At 66.2% G+C, this 22,072-nt stretch carries 20 protein-coding genes; 5 read left to right on the plus strand and 15 right to left on the minus strand.

Annotated features, from left to right (window positions below; all coding sequences use genetic code 11):
* Positions 1-130 precede the first annotated feature (130 nt).
* Positions 131-1,633, plus strand: coding sequence for a malate dehydrogenase (quinone) (gene mqo, locus AB5S05_RS16190; RefSeq protein ID WP_369288548.1), 1,503 nt, complete (start codon positions 131-133; stop codon positions 1,631-1,633).
* 71 nt (positions 1,634-1,704) lie between these two features.
* Here mqo and AB5S05_RS16195 read toward each other — a convergent pair whose 3' ends face one another.
* The 3 genes from AB5S05_RS16195 to AB5S05_RS16205 all read right to left on the minus strand — a co-directional run bounded on the left by AB5S05_RS16195 (position 1,705) and on the right by AB5S05_RS16205 (position 2,985).
* Positions 1,705-2,061, minus strand: coding sequence for a PilZ domain-containing protein (locus AB5S05_RS16195; RefSeq protein ID WP_369288549.1), 357 nt, complete (start codon positions 2,059-2,061; stop codon positions 1,705-1,707).
* A 60-nt stretch (positions 2,062-2,121) separates the two neighbouring features.
* Positions 2,122-2,547 (minus strand): DUF4124 domain-containing protein, encoded by a 426-nt coding sequence (locus tag AB5S05_RS16200; RefSeq protein WP_369288550.1) that lies wholly within the window; start codon positions 2,545-2,547, stop codon positions 2,122-2,124.
* A 72-nt stretch (positions 2,548-2,619) separates the two neighbouring features.
* Positions 2,620-2,985, minus strand: coding sequence for a tetratricopeptide repeat protein (locus AB5S05_RS16205; RefSeq protein ID WP_369288551.1), 366 nt, complete (start codon positions 2,983-2,985; stop codon positions 2,620-2,622).
* Between the two features lie 169 nt (positions 2,986-3,154).
* Between AB5S05_RS16205 and AB5S05_RS16210 the strand changes: the two genes are divergently transcribed.
* Together AB5S05_RS16210 and pyk are read left to right on the plus strand one after the other, a co-directional pair.
* The gene (locus AB5S05_RS16210) at positions 3,155-4,081 is read left to right on the plus strand and encodes a universal stress protein (RefSeq protein ID WP_369288552.1); all 927 of its coding nucleotides are present in this window, start codon (positions 3,155-3,157) and stop codon (positions 4,079-4,081) included.
* A 55-nt stretch (positions 4,082-4,136) separates the two neighbouring features.
* Positions 4,137-5,588, plus strand: a complete 1,452-nt coding sequence (gene pyk, locus AB5S05_RS16215; RefSeq protein ID WP_369288553.1) for a pyruvate kinase — start codon at positions 4,137-4,139, stop codon at positions 5,586-5,588.
* Between the two features lie 60 nt (positions 5,589-5,648).
* Here the strand turns inward: pyk and AB5S05_RS16220 are convergent, their stop codons facing one another.
* Genes AB5S05_RS16220 through AB5S05_RS16230 form a run of 3 tightly spaced genes read right to left on the minus strand, consistent with a single transcriptional unit; the run spans position 5,649 to position 8,517 of the window.
* On the minus strand, positions 5,649-6,422 hold the full coding sequence (locus AB5S05_RS16220; protein ID WP_369288554.1) for an enoyl-CoA hydratase: 774 nt from the start codon (positions 6,420-6,422) through the stop codon (positions 5,649-5,651).
* A 33-nt stretch (positions 6,423-6,455) separates the two neighbouring features.
* Positions 6,456-7,397 carry an iron-sulfur-binding ferredoxin reductase gene (locus AB5S05_RS16225; protein WP_369288555.1) on the minus strand — a complete coding sequence of 314 codons (942 nt, stop codon included), beginning with the start codon at positions 7,395-7,397 and terminating at the stop codon, positions 6,456-6,458.
* Positions 7,390-8,517, minus strand: a complete 1,128-nt coding sequence (locus AB5S05_RS16230; RefSeq protein WP_438943588.1) for a GGDEF domain-containing protein — start codon at positions 8,515-8,517, stop codon at positions 7,390-7,392. The genes AB5S05_RS16225 and AB5S05_RS16230 overlap by 8 nt, the downstream gene beginning before the upstream one ends.
* Positions 8,518-8,735: 218 nt before the next feature.
* On the opposite strand from AB5S05_RS16230, the gene AB5S05_RS16235 reads away from it, so the two are divergent.
* Positions 8,736-10,259 carry a fumarate hydratase gene (locus AB5S05_RS16235; RefSeq protein ID WP_369288557.1) on the plus strand — a complete coding sequence of 508 codons (1,524 nt, stop codon included), beginning with the start codon at positions 8,736-8,738 and terminating at the stop codon, positions 10,257-10,259.
* A gap of 87 nt (positions 10,260-10,346) precedes the next feature.
* Here AB5S05_RS16235 and AB5S05_RS16240 read toward each other — a convergent pair whose 3' ends face one another.
* From AB5S05_RS16240 to AB5S05_RS16280, 9 genes are all read right to left on the minus strand, one after another.
* Entirely contained in the window at positions 10,347-11,381 is a 1,035-nt protein-coding gene (locus AB5S05_RS16240; protein WP_369288558.1) for a GlxA family transcriptional regulator, read from the minus strand.
* A gap of 125 nt (positions 11,382-11,506) precedes the next feature.
* Positions 11,507-12,265: an SDR family NAD(P)-dependent oxidoreductase gene (locus AB5S05_RS16245; protein WP_369288559.1), complete on the minus strand. Its 759-nt coding sequence runs from the start codon at positions 12,263-12,265 to the stop codon at positions 11,507-11,509.
* A gap of 10 nt (positions 12,266-12,275) precedes the next feature.
* Positions 12,276-12,422: a hypothetical protein gene (locus AB5S05_RS16250; RefSeq protein ID WP_369288560.1), complete on the minus strand. Its 147-nt coding sequence runs from the start codon at positions 12,420-12,422 to the stop codon at positions 12,276-12,278.
* A 173-nt stretch (positions 12,423-12,595) separates the two neighbouring features.
* On the minus strand, positions 12,596-13,945 hold the full coding sequence (locus AB5S05_RS16255) for an MmgE/PrpD family protein (RefSeq protein WP_369288561.1): 1,350 nt from the start codon (positions 13,943-13,945) through the stop codon (positions 12,596-12,598).
* Between the two features lie 88 nt (positions 13,946-14,033).
* Positions 14,034-15,059 (minus strand): glycine betaine/L-proline ABC transporter substrate-binding protein ProX, encoded by a 1,026-nt coding sequence (proX, locus tag AB5S05_RS16260; RefSeq protein WP_438943587.1) that lies wholly within the window; start codon positions 15,057-15,059, stop codon positions 14,034-14,036.
* A gap of 49 nt (positions 15,060-15,108) precedes the next feature.
* Entirely contained in the window at positions 15,109-16,059 is a 951-nt protein-coding gene (proW, locus tag AB5S05_RS16265; protein ID WP_369288562.1) for a glycine betaine/L-proline ABC transporter permease ProW, read from the minus strand.
* Positions 16,060-16,116: 57 nt separating this feature from the next.
* On the minus strand, positions 16,117-17,292 hold the full coding sequence (gene proV, locus AB5S05_RS16270; protein WP_369288563.1) for a glycine betaine/L-proline ABC transporter ATP-binding protein ProV: 1,176 nt from the start codon (positions 17,290-17,292) through the stop codon (positions 16,117-16,119).
* Positions 17,293-17,742: 450 nt separating this feature from the next.
* Positions 17,743-18,561 (minus strand): pyrroline-5-carboxylate reductase family protein, encoded by an 819-nt coding sequence (locus tag AB5S05_RS16275; protein WP_369288564.1) that lies wholly within the window; start codon positions 18,559-18,561, stop codon positions 17,743-17,745.
* 11 nt (positions 18,562-18,572) lie between these two features.
* A complete protein-coding gene (locus AB5S05_RS16280; RefSeq protein WP_369288565.1) occupies positions 18,573-19,247 on the minus strand; it encodes a TetR/AcrR family transcriptional regulator in 675 nt (224 codons plus the stop codon).
* Positions 19,248-19,527: 280 nt separating this feature from the next.
* Here AB5S05_RS16280 and AB5S05_RS16285 point away from each other — a divergent pair, with 280 nt between their 5' ends.
* The gene (locus AB5S05_RS16285; RefSeq protein WP_369288566.1) at positions 19,528-21,564 is read left to right on the plus strand and encodes an oxidoreductase; all 2,037 of its coding nucleotides are present in this window, start codon (positions 19,528-19,530) and stop codon (positions 21,562-21,564) included.
* Positions 21,565-22,072: the final 508 nt, after the last annotated feature.

A 22,072-nucleotide genomic window follows, 5' to 3' on the forward strand; every position in this document is an offset into this window, starting at 1 on the left:
CTTGCGGCTGACAAACGCATCTTTACTCCATCCCCCAGGGCCTCGCGGCATTCGCGCGGCAACTGACAGGCACCGCCCCCTGCTTGGCCTCAGGCCATCACTTGGCTGCTGATTTTTTGGAGATGTGGTAATGGCGCAAAACGAATACGAAACAGTGGATGCGGTGCTGGTCGGTGCCGGCATCATGAGCGCGACCCTGGGCGTACTGCTCAAGGAACTCGACCCTAGCCTAAAGCTGGAAATCGTCGAGTTGATGACCTCCGGCGCGATTGAAAGCTCCAACCCGTGGAACAACGCCGGGACCGGCCACGCCGGGCTGTGCGAGCTTAACTACACGCCCGAAGGCGCGGATGGCTCGATCGACATCAACAAGTCGGTGACCATCAACACCCAGTTCGAAGAATCCAAGCAGTTCTGGGCCTACCTGGTCGAGAAAGGCACCTTCGGCTCGCCCGAGACCTTCATCAGCGCGGTGCCGCACCTCAGTTTCGTGCGCGGCCATGAGGGCATCGCCTACCTCAAGAAGCGCTTCAAGGCATTGACCCAGCACCATGCCTTCGCCGAAATGGAGTACACCGAAGACCGCGCGACCATGGCCGAATGGATGCCCTTGATGATGCCGGGTCGTGACCCCAACGAGCCGGTGGCGGCAACCCGCGTCTTGAACGGCACCGACGTCAACTTCGGCGCCCTGACCAAACACCTGCTCGAGCACCTGACCCGTCAGCCGGCCGCCCGAGTGAAATGCAGCCAGAAGGTCACCGGACTCAAGCGCAACGACCAGGGCTGGCGCGTCAGCATCAAGAACCTGGACACCGGCGATGAGCGCGAGATCCAGGCCAAGTTCGTCTTCCTCGGTGCCGGCGGCGGCGCCCTGCCCCTGCTGCAGATGTCCGGCATCCCGGAGGGCAAGGGCTTCGGCGGTTTCCCGGTCAGCGGCCAGTGGCTGCGCTGCGACAACCCGGAAGTGGTCAGGCAGCACCAGGCCAAGGTTTACAGCCAGGCGGCGGTTGGCTCGCCACCGATGTCGGTGCCTCACCTCGACACCCGCGTGGTCGACGGCAAGACCTCCCTGCTGTTCGGTCCCTACGCCGGCTTCTCCACCAAGTTCCTGCGCCATGGCTCCCTGCTCGACCTGCCATTGTCGATCCGCCCGAACAACATCGTGCCGATGCTCGCGGTAGCACGCGACAACTTCGACCTGACCCGCTACCTGATCAAGGAAGTGCTGCAGTCCGAAGAACAGCGTCTGGAGACCCTGCGCGGCTTCTATCCGCTGGCGAAAGCCGAGGACTGGCGTCTGGAGATGGCCGGCCAGCGCGTGCAGATCATCAAGAAAGACCCCAAGCACGGCGGCATCCTGCAGTTCGGCACCGAACTGGTGGCGGCCGCGGATGGCTCCATCGCCGCCCTGCTCGGCGCGTCGCCTGGCGCCTCGGTGACCGTGTCGATCATGCTCGATCTGATCCAACGCTGCTTCCCCGAGCAGGCCAAGTCGGCCCAGTGGCGCGGCAAGCTGGACGAGATCTTCCCGGCCATGGGCAAGGTGCTGGCCCGCGACCCGGAACGCTACCGCGAAGTGCAGGAGCGCTCGGACGCCCTGCTGCAACTGAGCGAGCCGGCCATGGCCTGAGCCACCTGCAGTCGCCAAGAAAAAACCGCCCCTCGGGGCGGTTTTTTCTTTCCGGCCCGGCGCCTGCCGCTTCAGGCAGAAGCGGCCAATGGATGGAAACTGAAGTACAGGCGCAGGGCATCGACCATCTCCACGTAGTCGGCCGGCGGCGCAACCAAGGCAAAACCCGAATCGAAGCTCCCCGGGGTGACGTCCTCGCGAGACCATTGGCAGGTACCGGAAAACTCGATGACGTGCAGGCAACACTGCCCGGGAATCTTCAGGCACATCTCGAAACGCGCACCGACCAGCATCGGCAACTGACTGATCAGCATCAAGCCATTCACGGACACATTGCCGATATAGCCCATCGGCTTGTCGGTGATTCGGTTGAACACCTTCAGATAGTAGGGCAGCTGGTGGCGTTCGATACGACGCTGAGTAGGCATGACGACATATCGCTCTGAAAGATCCCCGAGTATGGCCGCGCTGGGGCCATCGAGCCGGTTTCAGGAACAGCGCTGCGCCACCCGTTCACGCAACTGGCGGCGGGCGGCATCCATCTCCTCATCACTGTAGTAGCTGCGCTGGCCGTCGGCGTCGGATCGATAGTAGCGAAATCCTTCCGGCATCTGCGCGAGCTGCTGACGCAACTGGCTGCACTCCTGACGGTGCGCGGTCTGACGCTCGACGGATCGGCTCCTGGCCTGCGCCTGCTCCTGGCGCCGCGCCTCATAGAAACGTTCGCTACGCGCCTGACGCTCGCGAGTCGCGGCATCGCGCTCGACCACCTGAGGTTTGACTTCGACCCGCTCGGCCCCCTGGGCATTGGGGCGCTGGCCGAAATGCACCTGGCCATCGGCATCGACCCAGCGATACACCTCCGCCGCCGCCAACCCCGGCAACAGCAACAAACAGCAGAACCACAAGCGCATGAGCATCCTCCTTGAACCCGACTCTCAGCCTAACCCCGACTCGGCCAACCGCCAAGCGCCGGCGAGCGGGGATCAAGGTGCGGCGCCTTGCGCCTCCGCTGCGTTCAGGTGACCGAGCTCGCGCAGCGTCTCCAGGCGAGCCCGGGCGCGGAAGGCATATTCGCTGGCCGGATAGTGAGTGAGGATGAACTGATAGGTCTGCCCCGCGTCGACGAACAGGTTCTGGCGCTCCAGGCACTGGCCCCGCAGCAGGGAAATCTCCGGCTGCAAATAACTGCGCGAGCGGCTTCTGCGCTCGGCTTGCGACAGCTCCAGCATGACCTCGTCGCAGTCGCCCTGCTGGTAGGCGAGGTAGGCGTTGTCCAGGTGCCGGTCGAGCGACCAGCGGGTGCAGCCGGCGGCACTCAGCGCCAGGCTCAGAATCAACAGGGTACGCATAGCCATCTCCTCAGTTGCCGACTGTATCGACCGTCACGCCAGATTCTTCAGCGCGCCAGGTGCAGTGCTCGGCGCGGGGCCGGGTCGCCGACTAAGCTGATGCAGATCAACCCCTTCGCCGAGTCGATGCGCTGCAATAGCCCGACCCGCTATAGAGAGGTTCAGGCCCATGAATCTACACCACCTGCTGGTTGTGATCGATGCACAAGAGTCCCGCCAACCGGCCCTGGAGCGCGCTGCCTGGCTGGCTCGACAGAACCAGGCGCAGCTGCACCTGCTGCTGGTCGAATACGATGCGGCGCTGGATGCCAGCCACCTGTTCGACAGCGGCATGCAGGCCAGGACCCGCGCCGCGCTGCTGGAGCAACGCAGCACCTGGCTGGAAGAACGGGTCGCGCCGCTGCGGGCCGAAGGCCTGCAACTGCACCTGGACGTGCGCTGGGGCCGGCCACAGCATGACCTCGTGCTGGAGAAAGTGGCCGAGATAGGTCCCGGCCTGGTGTTCAAGTCCGCCGCGCACAGCAGCCTGCTGCGGCGCCTGCTGCTGAGCGACAGCAACTGGCAACTGATTCGCCACTGCCCGGTGCCGCTCTGGCTGGTGCAGCATGGCCAATGGCGCGACGGCAAGCTGTGCACCGCCCTGGACCCCTTGCACAGTGCCGACAAGCCGGCCGCGCTGGACCACCAGCTGATCCAGGCCGCGCTGGAACTGAAGCGCGCGTTTGGCCTGCACGTCGACTATGTGCACAGCTACGCCCCTCTGCCGCGCAGCCTGGTATTCGATGCCGAGCTGGTCGCCGACTACGAAGGCTATGTGGCCCGCAGCGCGCGCCAGCATCGCCAGGCCTTCGAGCAACTGCTCGGCCAGTATCCGATCGATCCGGCCGAGCGCCACCTGCTCGAAGGCTTTGCCGAGGAAGTACTGCCGCGCTTCGTTCGCGAGCACGACATCGACCTGCTGCTGATGGGCGCCATCGCCCGCGGCCATCTGGACACGGCGCTGATCGGGCACACCGCCGAACGCATGTTGGAGCACGTCGAATGCGACCTGTTGGTACTCAAGCCCGACGCGAAAGGTAGTGTAGCCGGCCAATGACTACAGGGTCGCGGCGTAGTAGCCTCGCGCTCAACTGCAGCTCAGGAGCCCGCGCATGACCCTACGTCGCACCAAAATCGTCGCCACCCTTGGCCCGTCGAGCAACTCGCCCGAGGTGCTCGAACAGCTGATTCTCGCCGGCCTGGATGTGGCCCGCCTGAACTTCTCCCATGGCTCGCCCGAGGAACACAAGGCGCGCGCCCGACTGGTGCGCGACCTGGCCGCCAAGCACGGCCGCCACGTCGCCCTGCTCGGCGACCTGCAGGGGCCGAAGATCCGCATCGCCAAGTTCGCCGACAAGCGCATCGAGCTGAAGGTCGGCGACCGCTTCACCTTCTCCACCAGCCACCCGCTCACCGCCGGCAACCAGCAGATCGTCGGCATCGACTACCCGGACCTGGTCAAGGACTGCGGCGTCGGCGACGAACTGCTGCTCGACGACGGCCGGGTGGTCATGCGGGTGGAAAGCGCCAGCAGCGACGCCCTGCACTGCGAGGTGATCATCGGTGGCCCGCTGTCCGACCACAAGGGCATCAACCGCCGCGGCGGCGGCCTGACCGCGCCGGCACTGACCGACAAGGACAAGGCCGACATCAAGCTGGCGGCGGAAATGGACCTGGATTACCTCGCGGTGTCCTTCCCGCGCGATGCCTCGGACATGGAGTACGCCCGCCAGCTGCGCGACGAGGCCGGCGGCAGCGCCTGGCTGGTGGCCAAGATCGAACGCGCCGAAGCGGTGGCCGACGACGAGACCCTCGATGGCCTGATCCGCGCCAGCGACGCGGTGATGGTCGCCCGCGGCGACCTTGGGGTGGAAATCGGCGACGCCGAGCTGTGCGGCATCCAGAAGAAGATCATCCTGCACGCGCGCCGCCACAACAAGGCGGTGATCACCGCCACGCAGATGATGGAGTCGATGATCCACAACCCGATGCCGACCCGTGCCGAGGTCTCCGACGTGGCCAACGCCGTGCTCGACTACACCGATGCGGTGATGCTCTCGGCGGAAAGCGCCGCCGGCGCCTACCCGCTCGAGGCGGTGCAGGCCATGGCGCGGATCTGTCTCGGCGCCGAGAAACACCCGACCAGCCAGCAGTCCAGCCACCGCATCGGCAAGAGCTTCGAGCGCTGCGACGAGAGCATCGCCCTGGCCGCCATGTACACCGCCAACCACTTCCCCGGGGTCAAGGCGATCATCGCCCTGACCGAGAGCGGCTACACGCCGCTGATCATGTCGCGCATTCGCTCTTCGGTACCGATCTACGCCTTCGCCCCGCACCGCGGTACCCAGGCCCGCGCCGCCCTGTTCCGCGGCGTCTACACGGTGCCCTTCGACCCGGTGGCGCTGCCGCCGGAACAGGTCAGCCAGGCCGCGGTGGACGAGCTGCTCAAGCGCGGCCTGGTCGAACAGGGCGATTGGGTGATCCTGACCAAGGGCGACAGCTACCACACCATCGGCGGCACCAACGGCATGAAGATCCTGCATGTCGGCGATCCGCTGGTTTAAGCCCAAGCCGTAACGCAAGAAGGCCGCTCGATGAGCGGCCTTCTTGTTTGACTCAAGCCCTCAGGCGAACCGGCTGAAATCCGCCGGGCGCCGCTGCATGAAGGCGGTCAGGGCCTCGATGGCCTCCGGCGAGCGCAGGCGCTGGCCGAACAGTGCGCCCTCCTCCTCGATCACCCGGCGCAGCTGCTCGCGATCCGGCGCGCGCATCAGGCGCTTGCTGTCGGCCACCGCCGAGGGCGCCAGCTGCTGGAAGCGCAGGGCCATCTCGCGGGCCTTGGCCAGGGTCGCGGCGCCGTCGTCCAGCGCCTGGTTGGCGATGCCCCAGGCCGCGGCCTGCGCACCGCTGAAGCGCTCGCCGAGCAGCAGCAACTCGGCCGCCCGGGCATGGCCGAGCAGACGCGGCAGGATCAGGCTGGAGCCGAATTCGGGGCACAGGCCGAGGTTGACGAAGGGCATCTTCAGGATCGCCTCGCGACTGACGTAGACCAGGTCGCAATGCAGCAACAGGGTGGTGCCGATGCCCACCGCCGGGCCGCTGACCGCCGCCACCACCGGCTTGCCGAACTCGAACAGGGCCAGCATGAACTGGAACACCTCGCTGCCCAGCCCGGATGGCGGCGCCTGAATGAAATCGGCCACATCGTTGCCACTGGTGAAGCAGTCCTCACTGCCGGTGATCAGTACCGCGCGCACGCTCGGGTCCTGGTCGGCCTGGACCAGGGTCTCGGCCATGGCACTGTACATGGCCCGGGTCAGGGCATTCTTCTTGTCCAGGCGGTTCAGGCGCAGGGTCAACAACCCCTGCTCACGCTCGACCACGACATGCTCGCTCATAGGCACTCCTCGGCAACGGGTGCCGCACGGCGGCTAGCGGGCGTGCGGCAGAAAAAGATCGGCGAACACCTGATTGCGCGGGATACCGGCCAGGTACAGGCGGCGCGCAAAGGTGTCGACACTCTCGGGCTGGCCGCAGAGTAAGGCCAGGGTTTGCCGGGAGACAAGCCGCAGTTCGGCCATTGCCGCCGGCAACTCGGCCGCGGTGATGAGCTCGACCTGCACCTGCGGGTGGACGGCGGCCAGCGCCGCCAGGGCTTCGGCCAGATAATGGCCGCTGGCATCATGGGCCAGGTGAATGAGCCGAATGCTGCCCTGGTGATCCTGGCGCAGGGCTTCACGCAACACACCGTAGAGCGGCGCCAGACCGGTGCCGGCGGCCAGCAGCCAGAGCGGGCGCGCCTGCCAGTCGGGGTCATAGTGCAGGGCCCCGCCGCGCAACTCGCCCAGGCGCAGGCTGTCACCCGGTGCGAGCCGCCGCGCGGCATCGCTGAAGGCACCGGGGCGGCCGCAGTCCAGGTGAAACTCCAGCCAGGGGTCTTCGCCGGGCAGGCTGGCCAACGAGTAGGGCCGGGCCACGCCGCTGTCGGTCCACAGCACCAGATGCTGTCCGGCGCGATAACGCAGGGGCCGCTGCGCCACCAGGCGCAGGCGCAGCACATCGGCGCTGAGCCAGCTGCAACTGTCGACAAGAGCGGGCAGACCGTCGCGCCGCGGGTCGAATACCTCGAGCTGCAGGTCGTCGACGAGCCGGCACTGGCAGGCCAGGCGCCAGCCCTGCTCACGCCGCGACGGATCGAGGGCCTCGGGCTTGTCGTCCAGCGGCTCGCCACGCAGACAACGCACCAGGCAGGCATGACAGCTGCCGGCGCGGCAGCTGTAGGGCAAGGCCACGCCGCCTGCGAGCAGCGCATCGAGCAGGTTGCTGCCGGAGGCAGCATTGAAGCACTGCGGGCCGACGCGTAACTCAGGCACTCACACACTCCCAGGTCGCCGCGCAGCGGTTGCGCCCGCTGCGCTTGGCCTGATACAGGGCCTGATCGGCGCTGTGCAGCGCCTCATCCAGATTATCGTGCATGGTCAACAGGGTCATTCCGATGGACAGACTCAGATTATCCACCTTAACACCCATGGGCTCAGCCCGACTGAAGGCCACACGCAGGCGCTCGCAACACCTGCTGAACTGCTCGGCATCGGTATTGGGCAGCAGCAGCACGAACTCCTCGCCGCCATAGCGGGCGATCAGGTCACCCTCGCGCAGACCGGCCTGCGCCACGCTGGCGAAGGTCTGCAGCACCCGGTCGCCGACGGCGTGGCCATGCACATCGTTAATCCGCTTGAAATGATCCAGGTCGATCAGGGCCAAGCCATGCTGGCGCTCGCCGCTCAGGTTGGCCAGGTGGTGGCTGGCCAGACGCAGAAAGTGACGGCGATTGAACAACCCGGTCAGCTCATCGGTCGAGGCCAGGTCCTCAAGCTGGCGCATCATTCCGCGCAGGGTGTCCTGGTGCGCCTGCAGGGCAAACCGGCGCCGGCGCATGCGCTGGCGCAGGGCCTGCACGTAGCTGGCGAACAGGCCCAGCCAGATCAGCACACCGGCCAGCACGCAGACCTGCAGGATGGCCAGGCTGGTGGAATGCAGCCGCCCGGTGAAGGCCTCGAACAGGTTCAGCCCGGCGAAACCGAAGAAGGCGAAGGCCGCACAGCGAACGAAGACCGGTGGCGGCAGATGGAACACGCCGAACAGCAGAATCAGCACATAGATCGTCAGCAATGCCCCCCGTCCCTCGGCGAATAACGCGAGCAGGGCCGTCAGCCAGGCCAGGGCCACCAGCATCTGCGCCTCGGTCAGGCTGGGGTCGCGAAAGCGCAGATTCTTTCTGGAGAGAAACAGCACGAGAAAAATCAGCTGGGTCAGCACCGCGGCCCCGGTAAGCATCAGGGTAGTGGTGACAGAGGCGTGCAGCAGTCCATTGAGCAACGCGATCCAGCACAACAGGGCGGTCAGGGCGTAGCTCGCCGCCGCCATGCCGAATCGCTTCAGCAGCAGGCTTTGCAGGGATCGCTGAGTGGCGCGTGGCGTACTCATCGTGATGGGCTCCATCCCATACTGGCAATCAGCCGCCACTCTACGCCGAGATGGCAGAAATGCCTAGCCGGCGGCGGTGGGCGATCAGCGACCAAGGTCGACTGTCGGCGGGTGTCCGCCTGCGCGCCCGCGCGCTATACTGCCGCGCCTTTTTTACTGCATCAGCGCGCCGGGTCGTGGTCCGGTGTCCCTCGAAGTTCCTGCCCTACAAAGGAGCGCCAAGCATGACCGTGATCAAGCAAGACGACCTGATCCAGAGCGTCGCCGACGCCCTGCAGTTCATCTCCTACTACCACCCCGTGGACTTCATCCAGGCCATGCATGAGGCCTACCTGAAGGAAGAGTCCCCGGCCGCGCGCGATTCCATGGCGCAGATCCTGATCAACTCGCGCATGTGCGCCACCGGTCACCGGCCAATCTGCCAGGACACCGGCATCGTCACCGTGTTCATCCGCGTCGGCATGGACGTGCGCTGGGACGGCGCCACCATGAGCGTCGACGACATGATCAACGAGGGCGTACGTCGCGCCTACAACCTGCCGGAGAACGTCCTGCGCGCCTCGATCCTGGCCGACCCGGCCGGTGCCCGCAAGAACACCAAGGACAACACCCCGGCGGTGATCCACTACTCCATCGTCCCCGGCGACAAGGTCGAGGTGGATGTGGCGGCCAAGGGCGGCGGCTCGGAGAACAAGTCGAAGATGGCCATGCTCAACCCGTCCGACTCGATCGTCGACTGGGTACTCAAGACCGTGCCGGAAATGGGCGCCGGCTGGTGCCCGCCGGGCATGCTCGGCATCGGCATCGGCGGCACCGCCGAGAAGGCCGCGGTGATGGCCAAGGAAGTGCTGATGGAGTCCATCGACATCCACGAGCTGAAGGCCCGCGGCCCGCAGAACCGCATCGAGGAGCTGCGCCTGGAGCTGTTCGACAAGGTCAACCAGCTGGGCATCGGCGCCCAGGGCCTGGGCGGTCTGACCACGGTGCTCGACGTCAAGATCATGGACTACCCGACCCACGCCGCCTCCTTGCCGGTGTGCATGATCCCCAACTGCGCCGCCACCCGTCACGCCCACTTCGTGCTGGACGGTTCCGGCCCGGCCGAACTGGAAGCGCCGGACCTGGACGCCTACCCGGAAATCGTCTGGGAAGCCGGCCCGAGCGCGCGCCGGGTCAATCTGGACACCCTCACCCCGGAAGAAGTGCAGAGCTGGAAGCCGGGCGAGACCGTGCTGCTCAACGGCAAGATGCTCACCGGCCGCGACGCTGCGCACAAGCGCATGGTCGACATGCTGAACAAGGGCGAACAGCTGCCGGTAGACCTGAAAGGCCGCTTCATCTACTACGTCGGCCCGGTCGATCCGGTCGGCGACGAAGTGGTCGGCCCGGCCGGCCCGACCACCGCCACGCGGATGGACAAGTTCACCCGGCAGATCCTCGAAAGCACCGGCCTGCTCGGCATGATCGGCAAGTCCGAGCGAGGCCCGATCGCCATCGAGGCGATCAAGGACAACAAGGCCGTGTACCTGATGGCCGTCGGCGGCGCCGCGTATCTCGTGGCCCAGGCGATCAAGAAGTCCAAGGTGCTGGCCTTCGCCGAACTGGGCATGGAAGCGATCTACGAGTTCGAGGTCAAGGACATGCCGGTCACCGTGGCGGTCGACACCAACGGCGAGTCGGTGCACATCACCGGCCCGGCGATCTGGAACAAGAAGATCGCCGACAGCCTGGCGGTGGAAGTGAAGTAAATCCTTTCGCAGCAACGCAGAAGCCCGGCCCAGTGCCGGGCTTCTGCGTTTTCCGGCTCGGGCCGGCCGCGCTCGCCAGCGCTGCAGTTACCCCCGGCGCCCGCCGGCACGGAAACGCCCCGGCGCCACATCGAAGAACTCGCGAAAGCAGCGGCGAAAATGCGAGATGCTGACGAAGCCGCTGGCCACGGCGATATCGGTGAGCGACTTGTTGGTCTGCTGCAGCAACTGACGGGCGCGGGTCAGGCGCAGCTCCAGGTAGTAACGCGAGGGCGTCGCTTGCACGTGGCGGCAGAACAGGCGTTCGAGCTGGCGCCGGGAGATGGCCACGCAGGTGGCGATCTCGTCCACCGTCAGCGGCTCGTCGATGTTGTTGTGCATCAGTTCCAGCGCCAGCTTCAGCGGCTGCGGCAGGGTCGGGTCGCAGTCGACCGCCACCACCGAAACGTCCATGACCTCCTGCATCTTGTCGCAGCTGAGCACCTCCTCCACCGCATGGACCAGGTTGTCGCCACAGTCACGCTTGACCACCTCGAGCATCATGCCCAGCGAACTGTTGGCGCCGGCGCAGCCGATGCGCTCGCGGTCCAGCACGAAGGCGTGGCTGGACAACCTGACCTTGGGAAACAGCTCGGCCATCATCGCCCGGCCGTCGGGGTGGAAGGCGCAGTCGTAGCCGTCCAGCAGACCCGCTTCAGCGAGAAAATAGGCGCCGTTCCACAGCCCGCCAAGCATGGCGCCGGCAGCGTCGGCCGAGCGCAGCTTGGCCCTGAGCAGCGGGTCGGGCTGCAATTGCACGCGAAAGCCGCCACAGACCACGATCAGGTGTTGCTGGCGCTCCTCCAGATCGGCCAGGCGGCAACCGGCCGAGATGGCAATGCCCAGGTCGCTGACCACCACGTCTTCGCGGCCGCCGACCACCAGCACCTCGTAGCGCGGCACGGCGCTCATCAGGTTGGCCGTGACCAGGGCATCCACGGCGCCGGTGAAGGCCATCATCGAGAAGTTGTCCAGCAGCACGAAGGCAACCCGGTGCGCGGCCACGGTCGGCTCGTCACGCAGGACCCGGTCGAGGTGCACCCGGTTCTTGTCCTTGAGGACGCTCTCGAACGACGATCTCATCTGCTAACTCTCACCCGTGTAGATTCCGGCCCATGGTAACCCCTTGGCCGCCACCGCCTTCGGCGACGCCCACGATAGCAGGCGGCGACGCTGCCGCGCAGCGCGCCGACGCCGCCGATGAGGGCTCAGAACGGCAAGGGCAGCTTGGTGGTGCGCCCGCCGTCGACCACCACGACCTGACCGGTGATGAACGCCGCCTCGTCGGAGGCGAGGAACACCACAGTAGCGCCGACGTCCTGCGGCGTGCCGGTGCGGCCGACCGGGTGCAGGGCCAGCAGGCCCCGGCGCGCGGCGTTCGGATCGTCCTGGGCATTGAGGTAGACCTCGCTCAGGTCGGAGTCGATCCAGCCCGGGGCGATGGCGTTGCAGCGGATGCCGTCGCTGCCCAGATCGACCGCCAGCGCCCGGGTCAGACCGTGCAGCCCGGCCTTGGAGGCACAGTAGGCGGCGTGCATGGGATTGGCGCCCAGCCCCTCGATCGAGCCGATATTGATGATGCAGGCGTTGCCACGCTGACGCATCTGCCACAACAGTTCACGGGCGAGAAACACCGGGGCGCGCAGGTTGACCGCCAGCATGTGATCCCAGTCGTCCTCGCTCAGCACGTCGATCGGCTGCTCGACCATGAAGCCGGCATTGTTGACCAGCACATCGGCGCCGCCCAGGTACTCCTGCGCCGCCTCGGCGATCCGCCGGGGTGCGGCGCGATCGGCCAGGTCCGCCGCGACGAAGAATACATCCGGGTTGGCCGCCAGTTCGGCGTCCAGCGCCTGGCGCTGTGCCACCAGCACGCGCGCGCCGGCGGCCAGGAGCTTCTCGGTGATGCCGCGGCCAATGCCGCGGCCCCCGCCGGTTACCACCGCGTTCTTACCAGTGAGCATCATGTTCGTCTCCTTAGCCGGACACCGGCTTGGCGCCGGCGAGCGGGAAGATCTCGCCGGCAATATAACGGGCCTGGTCGCTGGCCAGCTGGGCCAGCGCCTCGACCGCCCTGTGCGGGCAGCGCATCAGCGAGCTGTCGATCTCATGCGGACAGGGCACGCCCGCTGGCGCCACCGGCGACCTGCCCCGGTCGCGGATACAGGCCCCGCACCGTGGCTGTATTAACCATAGTCGCGCCCGCCCCCCCTTTCATCGGCGCAGGCGCCACCCCGGCGCCCGGCCACTGGAGCAGACGCCCGGCCATGACCGGCTCGCCGGCTCTCTCCTTCGGCCTACTGGGTTGCGGCTGGCGCGTTGAACAACAAGTCGAACAGGGCCTCACAGCTGGCGCTGGTGGGCAGCTCGGCGATGGCCTGCTCGATGGCCAGGCGCTGCGGCTCGCTCAGGCTGACGCCGGCCAGCAGGTGGAACTTGGCGCGGAACTCGGCCTGGGTCATGGCGGTGGCCGGGTCGCCCTTGGCCGCGGTGATCGGGCTGGTGAAGCGCTGGCCATCCTTGAGCAACACCGTCACCCGCGAGAGGATCTCACCCGGGAAGCGCGCCGACAGGTCATCGGCCTCGACGATCTCGATGCGCTGGCTGATGGCGAGAATGTCGGCGGCGTGGATCGCCTCGCCAGTCACCTCCAGCGGGCCGACCTGACCGCGCACCACCAGGGCCGCCAGGGGGAAGGCCAGGGCGTACTGGGCCTCGTCGGCGTTGGCCGGGGTGTGGCCCTGCAGGCGCATGGACTCGTGGAAGGTCTCGACCTGGATGTGCTCGACGGCCTGGCCGCTGATCTGCGGATGCTCGGCCAGCAGCGCGGTCATCGCGGTCAGCGCCGGCTGCGCCCAGCGGCACACCGGCCAGGGCTTGAAGTACTGGGCGTCGATCTCCCAGCGCTGGCCGAGGTCGTGCCACTGCGCCGCCACCGCCGTGGTTTCGACCGTCTCGGCTGGCGCCCCGGTGACCCCGGCCTGGGCCAGCAGCAGGGCGTTGAGCCCGGCATGGGCGCCGGCGCCGTGGGCGTCACGCAGCATCGAGGGATGATCGACCAGGCGCATCATCGGGCAGCGCGGGCCGAAGTACTCGGCGATGCCCAGGGCATGGCGAAAGGTCGCCTCGTCCAGGCCGAGCAGGCGGGTGCCGGCGCAGACCACCCCGAGACCGGAGAAGGAACCGGAGGCATGGTACTCGGGGGCGGTCGCCATCAGCGCGGCGCCGGCGCGCAGCGCCGTCTCGTAGCCGATGCACAGGGCGCTGAGCAGCTCCTCGCCGCTGATCGCCCTGCCCTGCTGGCGGCAGGCATCGACCAGGGCCAGCACGGCCGGCACCACGGTGGCGCCGGCATGGCCCTTGGAGGTGAAGTGACCCTCGTGGGCATCCAGGCTGTCGACGCAGAAGCCGCCGGCCCAGCCGGCGCCCAGCGGGTGCACGGCACGACCGTCGAACAGCAGGCGGCTGGCCAGGTTGCCGGCCGGATGATGATTGAGCGCGTACTGGCGGAGGATCTGGCTGGTCTGGTTGTCGCGGGCGCCGGCGGCGACCCCGAGGATATCCAGCAGGCAGGTCTGCAGCAGTTCGCGGGTGTGCGCCGGCGCCTGGCTGAAGGTGAAATCACGGACGAACGAATAGAGCGACATGCGGCTACTCCACAGACGAGACTCGAAACAGGGGCAAAAAAAGGCGCCCATAGGGGCGCCAAGAAAGGGTTGTCACATGAGCCGTGACTCAGTTGGCCGCGGCGCGGGCCTGTTGCAGCCAGCGGTCGAAGCGGGTGCGGTGCGCGGCAATCCAGTCGGCGGCATGACGCTTGATGTCGGCGACGCTGTTCTCGCCCTGCTGCATCTTCAGGTTCTGCACGCTCTCGTCGACGGTGCTGATCTGCAGCTTGGACAGGAAGGCCACGGCCGCCGGATTCTTCTCGGCGAAGTCCTTGTTCAGCACGGACTCGACCTTATCCACGGCGAAGCCCAGGTTCTTGCCATTGAAGCTGGTGTTGACGCTGTTGTCGCCACCGGGCAGGTCGGTTTGCGGCACCTCCAGCCAGACCACATCCTTGCCCTCGACCAGCACGCCGGCGATCCACTGCGGCACCCAGGTGTAATAGAGGATCGGCTTGCCTTCCTTGTAGCGGGCGATGGTGTCGGCCATCAGGGCGAAGTAGGAACCGCGGTTGTGGGCGACGGTTTTCTCCAGGTCATAGGCCTTGAGGTGGTGGTCGATGATCAGTTCGCAACCCCAGCCCGGGTTGCAGCCGGTGAGGTCGGCCTTGCCGTCGTCATCGGCGTCGAACAGCTTGGCGATCTCCGGCTTCTTCAGGTCGGTCAGGTACTTGATGTTGTATTGCTCGGCAGTCTTCTTGTCGATCAGGTAGCCCTGCAGCACGCCCGGGATCACGTCGCCGGCCTTGACCATGGTGTCGTCGCCGCCAGCCTTCTGGTAGAAGGTGTCGTGCAGCTTGTCCCACAGGTGCACGCTGAAGTCCGCGTCGCCATAGGACAGCGCCAGCATCATGGTGGCGTATTCGGTTTCCTTCGGCTCCTGCACCTCGTAGCCCAGCTCTTTCAGGCCGGCGATGGCCAGTTCACCGCGAAAACGCTCCTCGGCGATGGTCGGGAAGATCGGCGTCACCTTCACCCCCTCCCCCGGTTTCTCGGCCGAAGCGGCCTGGCCGTAGAGCGATACCAGGCTCAGGGACGCCACTGCGGCGCAGTGCAGCAGCTTCTGGGTGAATCCACGCTTGCTCAAAGTCATCGTCATCTACCTCTTGTGGTTTTCTTCTCGGGTTTAGCTACGGCAGGTTTCAGGAACTGGCCTTGGCGGCCTGTGGGCGGCTGCCGAACAGGCGCAACACCAGGCCGACGGGGCCGCTGTGGTACCAGCGCAGGCTCGGGTCGGCATTGCTGCGCTCGCCCATGGCCTGGGTCAGGCGGTCGAGGAAGATGGCCAGCAGCACCAGGCCGACACCGCCGACCGTGGCCAGGCCCATGTCCAGGCGACCAATGCCGCGCAAGACCATCTGGCCCAGGCCGCCGACCGAAATCATCGAGGCGATCACCACCATCGACAGCGACAGCATCAGGGTCTGATTGACGCCGGCCATGATGGTCGGTGCGGCCAGCGGCAGCTGCACACGCATCAGCATCTGCCGCGGGGTGCAGCCGAAGGCGCGGGACGCCTCGATCTTGTCTTCCGGCACCTGGCGGATGCCCAGGTTGGTCAGGCGCACCAGCGGCGGCACGGCGAAGACGATGGTGACCAGCACGCCGGGAACGTTGCCGATGCCGAACAGCATGACCACCGGCACCAGGTAGACGAACGCGGGCAGGGTCTGCATGGCATCGAGTATCGGCCGTATGGTTTTTTCCAGACGGTCACTACGCGACGAGAGGATGCCCAAGGGAATGCCGACCAGGGCACAGAAGAACACCGAGGTCAGCACCAGCGACAGGGTGGTCATGGCCTCTGACCAGACGCCGATCATGCCCAGCAGGGTCAGGGTGATGGCGCAGAACCAGCCCAGGCGTGCGCCGGCCACCTGCCAGCCGAGCAGCGCCGAGAGGAGAATGCCGATCGACGGCGGAATGCTCTGCAGGATGTACTCGAAGCCGTTGAGCACCTGGTCGATCGGCCAGCGAATGGCGCGAAAGAACTCGCGAAAGTTGTGCACCAGGTAATTCAAGGTGCTCTCAACCCAGTCCCCGAGGGGAATGGTCAGGGTCTGGAAGGGGTCTAGCAAACTGAACTCGGACATGGGGATACCTGCTCTTCGATTCTGCTGGAGGTAATGCGGCTAGGACTGGCCGGCCACTCAGTGGCGGCTCAGGGTCTGCAGCAGCAGATTCTTGGAAATGGTGCCCTTGAAGGCACCGCCGTGGTCCAGCACCGGCACCGGGTAGGGCACCGAGGCCACCAGGTTGAGCACGTCATGCAGCGGCGTATCGACGTAGATCGGTTGATGGTGGTCCAGGCGCAGCTGCTCGAGGCGCTGCAGTCCGGCGCCGCTGCCGTTTAGCGCATCGGGCTCGACCACCCCGAGCAGGCGGTCGGCTTGATCGATCAGGTAGCCGAAGGGCACGCCGGTCTGGAAGCCCGGCGCCTGGCCATTGACCCGGCATACCGCTGCGTGGTCCATCTGCGCCACATCGCCGGCGTTGAGTACCCGCGAGCTGTCGAAGCCGTGGAAGAAGTTCTCCACGTATTCGTTGGCCGGGTTGCACAACAGTTCCTGCGGGGTGCCGATCTGCACCACCCGACCGCCTTCCATGATGGCGATGCGATGGCCGATGCGAATGGCCTCTTCGATATCGTGGGAGATGAAGATGATGGTGCGCTGCTGCTCGGCCTGCAGGCGGATCAGCTCGCCCTGCATCTCGCTGCGAATCAGCGGGTCGAGGGCGGAGAAGGCCTCGTCCATCAGCAGGATGGTCGGGTCGTTGGTCAGCGCCCGGGCCAGGCCGACGCGCTGCTGCATGCCGCCGGACAACTGGTGCGGGTAGCTGTTCTCGTGGCCGGCCAGGCCGACCTGGCGCAGCGCCTCGACCGCCCGGACCTTGCGCTCCTGCTCGCCGACGCCGGAGATCTCCAGGCCGAAGGCGGCGTTGTCGAGCACGCTCATGTGCGGCATCAGGGCGAAGGACTGGAACACCATGCCCATTTCCTTGCGCCGTACCTCGAGCAGGTCCTTGTCGGACAGCCCGGTGATCTCGCGGCCGTTGAGGTGAATGCTGCCGGAGGTGGGTTCGATCAGCCGGTTGAACAGGCGCACCATGGTCGACTTGCCCGAACCGGACAGGCCCATGATGACGAAGATCTCGCCGCGCTTGACCGAAAAGCTGGCGTCGAACACGCCAACCACCTGCCCGGTTTTCTGGAATATTTCGTCCTTGTCGGCGCCTTTGCGCAGCATATCCATGGCCACTTCCGGCTGTGCGCCGAACACCTTGAATATATTCTTGACCGAGAGAATCTCGTCAGCCTGAGTCATAACGTCCTCTTCTTATACATGCGCTCAATCGGCAAGCGGTCGCACCACAGCCATGACTGGCGGCGACCATGCCTCTTGAAAACTGGACTATCTGGAAAACTTCGGCAGGTACTGAATTAGCCGCTAATAGCGCCTGGATCCCACTTGACACTCCACGCTGTAAGTGCCGCTTCTTGTGGGTTCAGATTAAGTTTGGGGGGAGACGGGGTCCAACGACATTTGTTTGGCGCAAACCATAACGTGATGTTATCGGTTATGAGCGGCGCGCCCCGGGCCGACTCGCGCGTCGCGCGCTGAATTCAGGACCCATCAGCCGCAGGAAAGGCGGCGCGATTGCCCGAGATAGAGGGGTGACTCGGGCGCCGTCGGCGACGCCCGGCGCGCGCCTGCATTTGGTCGAACAACCCGCGGAGGGCTGCCAGGACGCTCGGCGACGCCGGCCCCTGGAGGCTAGCGTTCGGGCGTGGCGTATTGGCCCTGCATGCGCCGCGCCGCGGCCTCGGCGGCTTCCAGCCCGGCATCGACCGCCTGCTTGAAGCCGGCCTCGATCATCGCCTGCAAGCCCGCCGCGGTGGTGCCGCGGTAATCGAGCATGGCCTCGACCATGGCGGCCGGCGGCATGCCGTCGCGGCCGAGCAGCTGGCTCGCCCCGACCACCACGCCACGCACCGCGTTCTCGGCCACCTGGCGGGGCAGCCCCCTGGCCAGGGCATGGGCCAGCATCGCCTCGGCCAGCAGCGCCGGATAGGCCGCGCCCGAGCCGACCAGACCGGTCAGATAGTCGAGATCGGCCTCGCTGGCCACCTCGTCGCTGCTGCCGCAGCTCTCGAACATCGCCCGGGTGAAGGCCCGGTCGGCGGCGCTGACCTGCTCGCTGGCGAACCAGGGCGTATAGCACTGGCCGATCTCGGCCGCCGCGTTGGGCATGGCGCGGATAACCCGGCGGCTGCCGGTGCGCGCCACCAGGGTGTCGAGGGAAACCCCGGCCATAAAGGAGATCACCAGCTTGTCCGCGGCGTCGATCTCGACGGCGGCGAACTGCTCGGGACGCACCGACAGCACGATGATGTCGGCCCGCTGCGCCAGCTCGCGGTTATCCGTGGTCAGCTGCACCTGCGGCCAGGCGTCGAAGCCCTCGACCCGCCCGCTGCGGCTGGAGAGGATCAAGCTGGCCGGCGCCAGCACGCCCTTCTCCAGCATGGCGGCGCCGATCGAACGGCCCAGCCAGCCACCACCGCCGATGATGCCGACTGTCAGTTCAGTGAACATGCGCATACCTCTCAGGCTGATTCGTTGGGGCCGATCGAGACCAGCACCGGTTCGGCCACGGCGTAACCGTGGCGGGCGTAGAAACGCTGCAGCTCGCGGGCTTGCGGGGCCTGCCCGGTGAAAATCTTCACGTACTCGGGGATGCGCTGCATGCGCACCAGGGTGTCCTCGCGGCTGTTCATGCTGATATAGCCGATCTGGGTCAGGTACATGGAGCGGGCCCGCACATCGGCCGGCAAGGCCTCGTAGCCGAAGCGCACGAACATCTCGGCCAACGCCGCCAGGCGCGCCTTGTCGGCGATCTCGACCTGGGCGGCCACTTTGGGCTCCTGCAGCGCCCAGCTGCGCACCGCGAACTCGAACTGCGAATCGAACAGCGCCGGGTTCAGCCAGCAGTCGAAGACATTGAGAATGGCCTCGGCGATGCTCTCGGCGTAGGCCTGGCTCTGACCGACCAGGTTGTCGGTGTTCTTCACCCGCCAGCGCTCCAACAGCGCCGCCAGCAGTTCCTCGCGGTCCTTGAAGAACCAGTAGAAGCTGGTTCGCGACAGGTTCAGCTTCTTCGCCAGCGGCAGGATGCGCACGGCCTCGACGCCCGACTCGATCAGGCCTTCGTAGGCCGCCTCCAGCCAGCCCTCGGCCGAGCCGCGCCAGCCGCTGTCATTGCTTTTGGTAGGTTCGCTCATGCCCCGATGGTAGCGGGCGCCGTGGCTTCGCACAATGCGGAGTGTGCATAGACGTCCAGCAACATGACACAGCTGTACATTTTACGGCGTGTCGGCTTCTCCACCTGAATACCAGGGAGCACCTGCAGAACCAGGGCCTCACAGCCGCGCTTGCGACAGAAGTTTACCGTGAGCGACATCCAGGCTTGCGAGCAATGTACAGTTGAGTCAGATTAATTGACACCTGTGTACATTACCCTCGGGTACAGGCCATAGCCCCTACCAACGTGGAGCCCTGACCATGTCGAATGACCCGCTGCTTCAGCCCTACCAGCTCAAGCACCTGACCCTGCGCAACCGGATCATCACCACCTCGCACGAACCGGCCTACCCCGAGGACGGCATGCCCAAGGCGCTCTACCGCGCCTACCACGTCGAGCGGGCCAAGGCCGGCGTGGCCCTGACCATGACCGCCGGCTCGGCCGCGGTATCGCGTGACAGCCCACCGGTGTTCAACAACATCCTGGCCTACAAGGACGAGGTGGTCGGCTGGATGAAGGACCTCACCGACGAGTGCCACGAGCACGGCGCCGCGGTGATGATTCAGCTCACCCACCTGGGCCGGCGTACCCGCTGGGACAAGGGCGACTGGCTGCCGGTGGTCTCGCCCTCGCACAACCGCGAGGCGGCGCACCGCGCCTTCCCCAAGAAGATCGAAGACTGGGACATCGAGCGCATCATCAAGGACTACGCCGACGCCGCCGAGCGGATGAAGGCCGCCGGCCTGGACGGCATCGAGCTGCAGGCCTACGGCCACCTGATGGACCAGTTCTGGTCGCCGCTGACCAACGAGCTGGACGCGCCCTATGGCGGCTCCCTGGACAACCGCCTGCGCTTCACCTTCGACGTGCTCAAGGCCGTGCGCCAGCGCGTGGGCAACGAGTTCATCATCGGCGTGCGCTACACCGCCGACGAGGCCCTGAATGGCGGGCTGAATGCCGATGAAGGCCTGGACATCTCGCGCCGCCTCAAGGAAAGCGGCATGGTCGACTTCCTCAACATCATCCGCGGCCATATCGACACCGACGCCGGCCTGACCGACGTCATCCCGATCCAGGGCATGCACAACTCGCCGCACCTGGACTTCGCCGGGCAGATCCGCGCCGCCACCGACTTCCCCACCTTCCACGCGGCGAAGATTCCGGACATCGCCACCGCGCGTCACGCCATCGCCTCGGGCAAGGTCGACATGATCGGCATGACCCGCGCGCACATGACCGACCCGCACATCGTGCGCAAGCTCATCGAAGGCCGCGAAGAAGACATCCGCCCCTGCGTCGGCGCCAACTACTGCCTGGACCGCATCTACCAGGGCGGCGCGGCCTACTGCATCCACAACGCCGCCACCGGCCGCGAAACCACCATGCCGCATGAGATTCCCAAGGCCGCCCAGCGGCGCAAGGTGGTGATCGTCGGCGCCGGCCCGGCCGGCCTGGAAGCGGCCCGAGTGGCCGGCGAGCGCGGTCATGAGGTGGTGGTATTCGAGGCCGCCGCCCAGGCCGGCGGGCAGATCCGCCTGACCGCGCAGAGCCCGCGCCGGCGCGAGATGCTCAGCATCATCGACTGGCGCCTGGCCCAGTGCGAGGCCCTGGGCGTGACCTTCCACTACAACAGCTGGGCCGAGGCCGAGACCATTCGCGCCGAGAAGCCCGACGTGGTCATCATCGCCACCGGCGGCTACCCGCACACCGAGGTGCTCAGCGCCGGCAACGAGCTGGTGGTCTCGGCCTGGGACATCATCTCCGGCGACGTCAAGCCGGGCACCAACGTGCTGCTGTTCGACGACGCCGGCGACCACAGCGCCCTGCAGGCCGCCGAGTTCATCGCCCAGAGCGGCGCCAAGCTGGAGATCATGACCCCGGACCGCAGCTTCGCTCCGGAAGTCATGGCGATGAACCTGGTGCCCTACATGCGCTCGCTGCAGAAGCTCGACACCACCTTCACCGTCACCTACCGCCTGGATTCGGTGGCCCGCGAAGGCCAGACCCTGGTGGCCCACATCGACAGCGACTACGGTGGTGTGCGCAAGCAGCGCCACGTCGACCAGGTGGTGGTCAACCACGGGACTCGACCGATGGACGAGCTGTACCTGGAGCTCAAGCCGCTCTCGCGCAACCTCGGCGCGGTGGAATACGCCGACCTGATCGTCGGCAAGCCGCAACACCGCGACGACAACCCGGACGGCGAGTTCCAGCTGTTCCGCATCGGCGACGCCGTGGCCGCCCGCAACACCCACGCGGCCATTTACGACGCCCTGCGTCTGGTCAAGGATCTCTAGGCGCCTGGCCGGACTGGCCAAAATGTACCGGGCATATAGGGGGCTATCCCTTATATGCCCTTCTTTTTTCTAACCGCCTGACCGACGCAATGATGGGTTACGCCGCTACGCGGCTAACCCACCCTACGGACTTGTGGCGCCATTCCGTATTCGGGTAACTTCAACCCACGCAATGACGCATCCCGCAGGCAGGACGCCGGTTATCTTCCCCTGCTTGCACTGCGAGCGCCATCAACCGAGTCATCCTCCGATCCTTTCCGGTTCGGATACCGCCGTGATGCCAACGCATCACGGCCCAGAATTGTTCACACAGGCGGGGTTTGCTGGATGGACTGTTGATGCCGACTTCTGGGGCTGCGTTTTTTTGTACGGTAGTAATGGATGCACGAAATACGGAAGTCACGCGAACCCGCACCCCGACAGGCGTGTCGGCCTAAGCCCTTGATTGGCAACTGATTTTGATCAAAGGCCAGGCGACCTGGCGCGGAGTTATGCAGAACTCGCGACT

Origin of the sequence: Pseudomonas zhanjiangensis, assembly GCF_041027545.1 — a bacterium.
Lineage (GTDB): Bacteria > Pseudomonadota > Gammaproteobacteria > Pseudomonadales > Pseudomonadaceae > Aquipseudomonas > Aquipseudomonas zhanjiangensis.

Bases quoted from the DNA above. Each gene is read 5' to 3' on its own strand.
- mqo (WP_369288548.1), top strand. From the start codon at position 131: ATGGCGCAAAACGAATACGAAACAGTGGATGCGGTGCTGGTCGGTGCC.
- AB5S05_RS16195 (WP_369288549.1), bottom strand. From the start codon at position 2,061: ATGCCTACTCAGCGTCGTATCGAACGCCACCAGCTGCCCTACTATCTG.
- AB5S05_RS16200 (WP_369288550.1), bottom strand. From the start codon at position 2,547: ATGCGCTTGTGGTTCTGCTGTTTGTTGCTGTTGCCGGGGTTGGCGGCG.
- AB5S05_RS16205 (WP_369288551.1), bottom strand. From the start codon at position 2,985: ATGCGTACCCTGTTGATTCTGAGCCTGGCGCTGAGTGCCGCCGGCTGC.
- AB5S05_RS16210 (WP_369288552.1), top strand. From the start codon at position 3,155: ATGAATCTACACCACCTGCTGGTTGTGATCGATGCACAAGAGTCCCGC.
- pyk (WP_369288553.1), top strand. From the start codon at position 4,137: ATGACCCTACGTCGCACCAAAATCGTCGCCACCCTTGGCCCGTCGAGC.
- AB5S05_RS16220 (WP_369288554.1), bottom strand. From the start codon at position 6,422: ATGAGCGAGCATGTCGTGGTCGAGCGTGAGCAGGGGTTGTTGACCCTG.
- AB5S05_RS16235 (WP_369288557.1), top strand. From the start codon at position 8,736: ATGACCGTGATCAAGCAAGACGACCTGATCCAGAGCGTCGCCGACGCC.
- AB5S05_RS16240 (WP_369288558.1), bottom strand. From the start codon at position 11,381: ATGAGATCGTCGTTCGAGAGCGTCCTCAAGGACAAGAACCGGGTGCAC.
- AB5S05_RS16245 (WP_369288559.1), bottom strand. From the start codon at position 12,265: ATGATGCTCACTGGTAAGAACGCGGTGGTAACCGGCGGGGGCCGCGGC.
- AB5S05_RS16255 (WP_369288561.1), bottom strand. From the start codon at position 13,945: ATGTCGCTCTATTCGTTCGTCCGTGATTTCACCTTCAGCCAGGCGCCG.
- proX (WP_438943587.1), bottom strand. From the start codon at position 15,059: ATGACTTTGAGCAAGCGTGGATTCACCCAGAAGCTGCTGCACTGCGCC.
- proW (WP_369288562.1), bottom strand. From the start codon at position 16,059: ATGTCCGAGTTCAGTTTGCTAGACCCCTTCCAGACCCTGACCATTCCC.
- proV (WP_369288563.1), bottom strand. From the start codon at position 17,292: ATGACTCAGGCTGACGAGATTCTCTCGGTCAAGAATATATTCAAGGTG.
- AB5S05_RS16275 (WP_369288564.1), bottom strand. From the start codon at position 18,561: ATGTTCACTGAACTGACAGTCGGCATCATCGGCGGTGGTGGCTGGCTG.
- AB5S05_RS16280 (WP_369288565.1), bottom strand. From the start codon at position 19,247: ATGAGCGAACCTACCAAAAGCAATGACAGCGGCTGGCGCGGCTCGGCC.
- AB5S05_RS16285 (WP_369288566.1), top strand. From the start codon at position 19,528: ATGTCGAATGACCCGCTGCTTCAGCCCTACCAGCTCAAGCACCTGACC.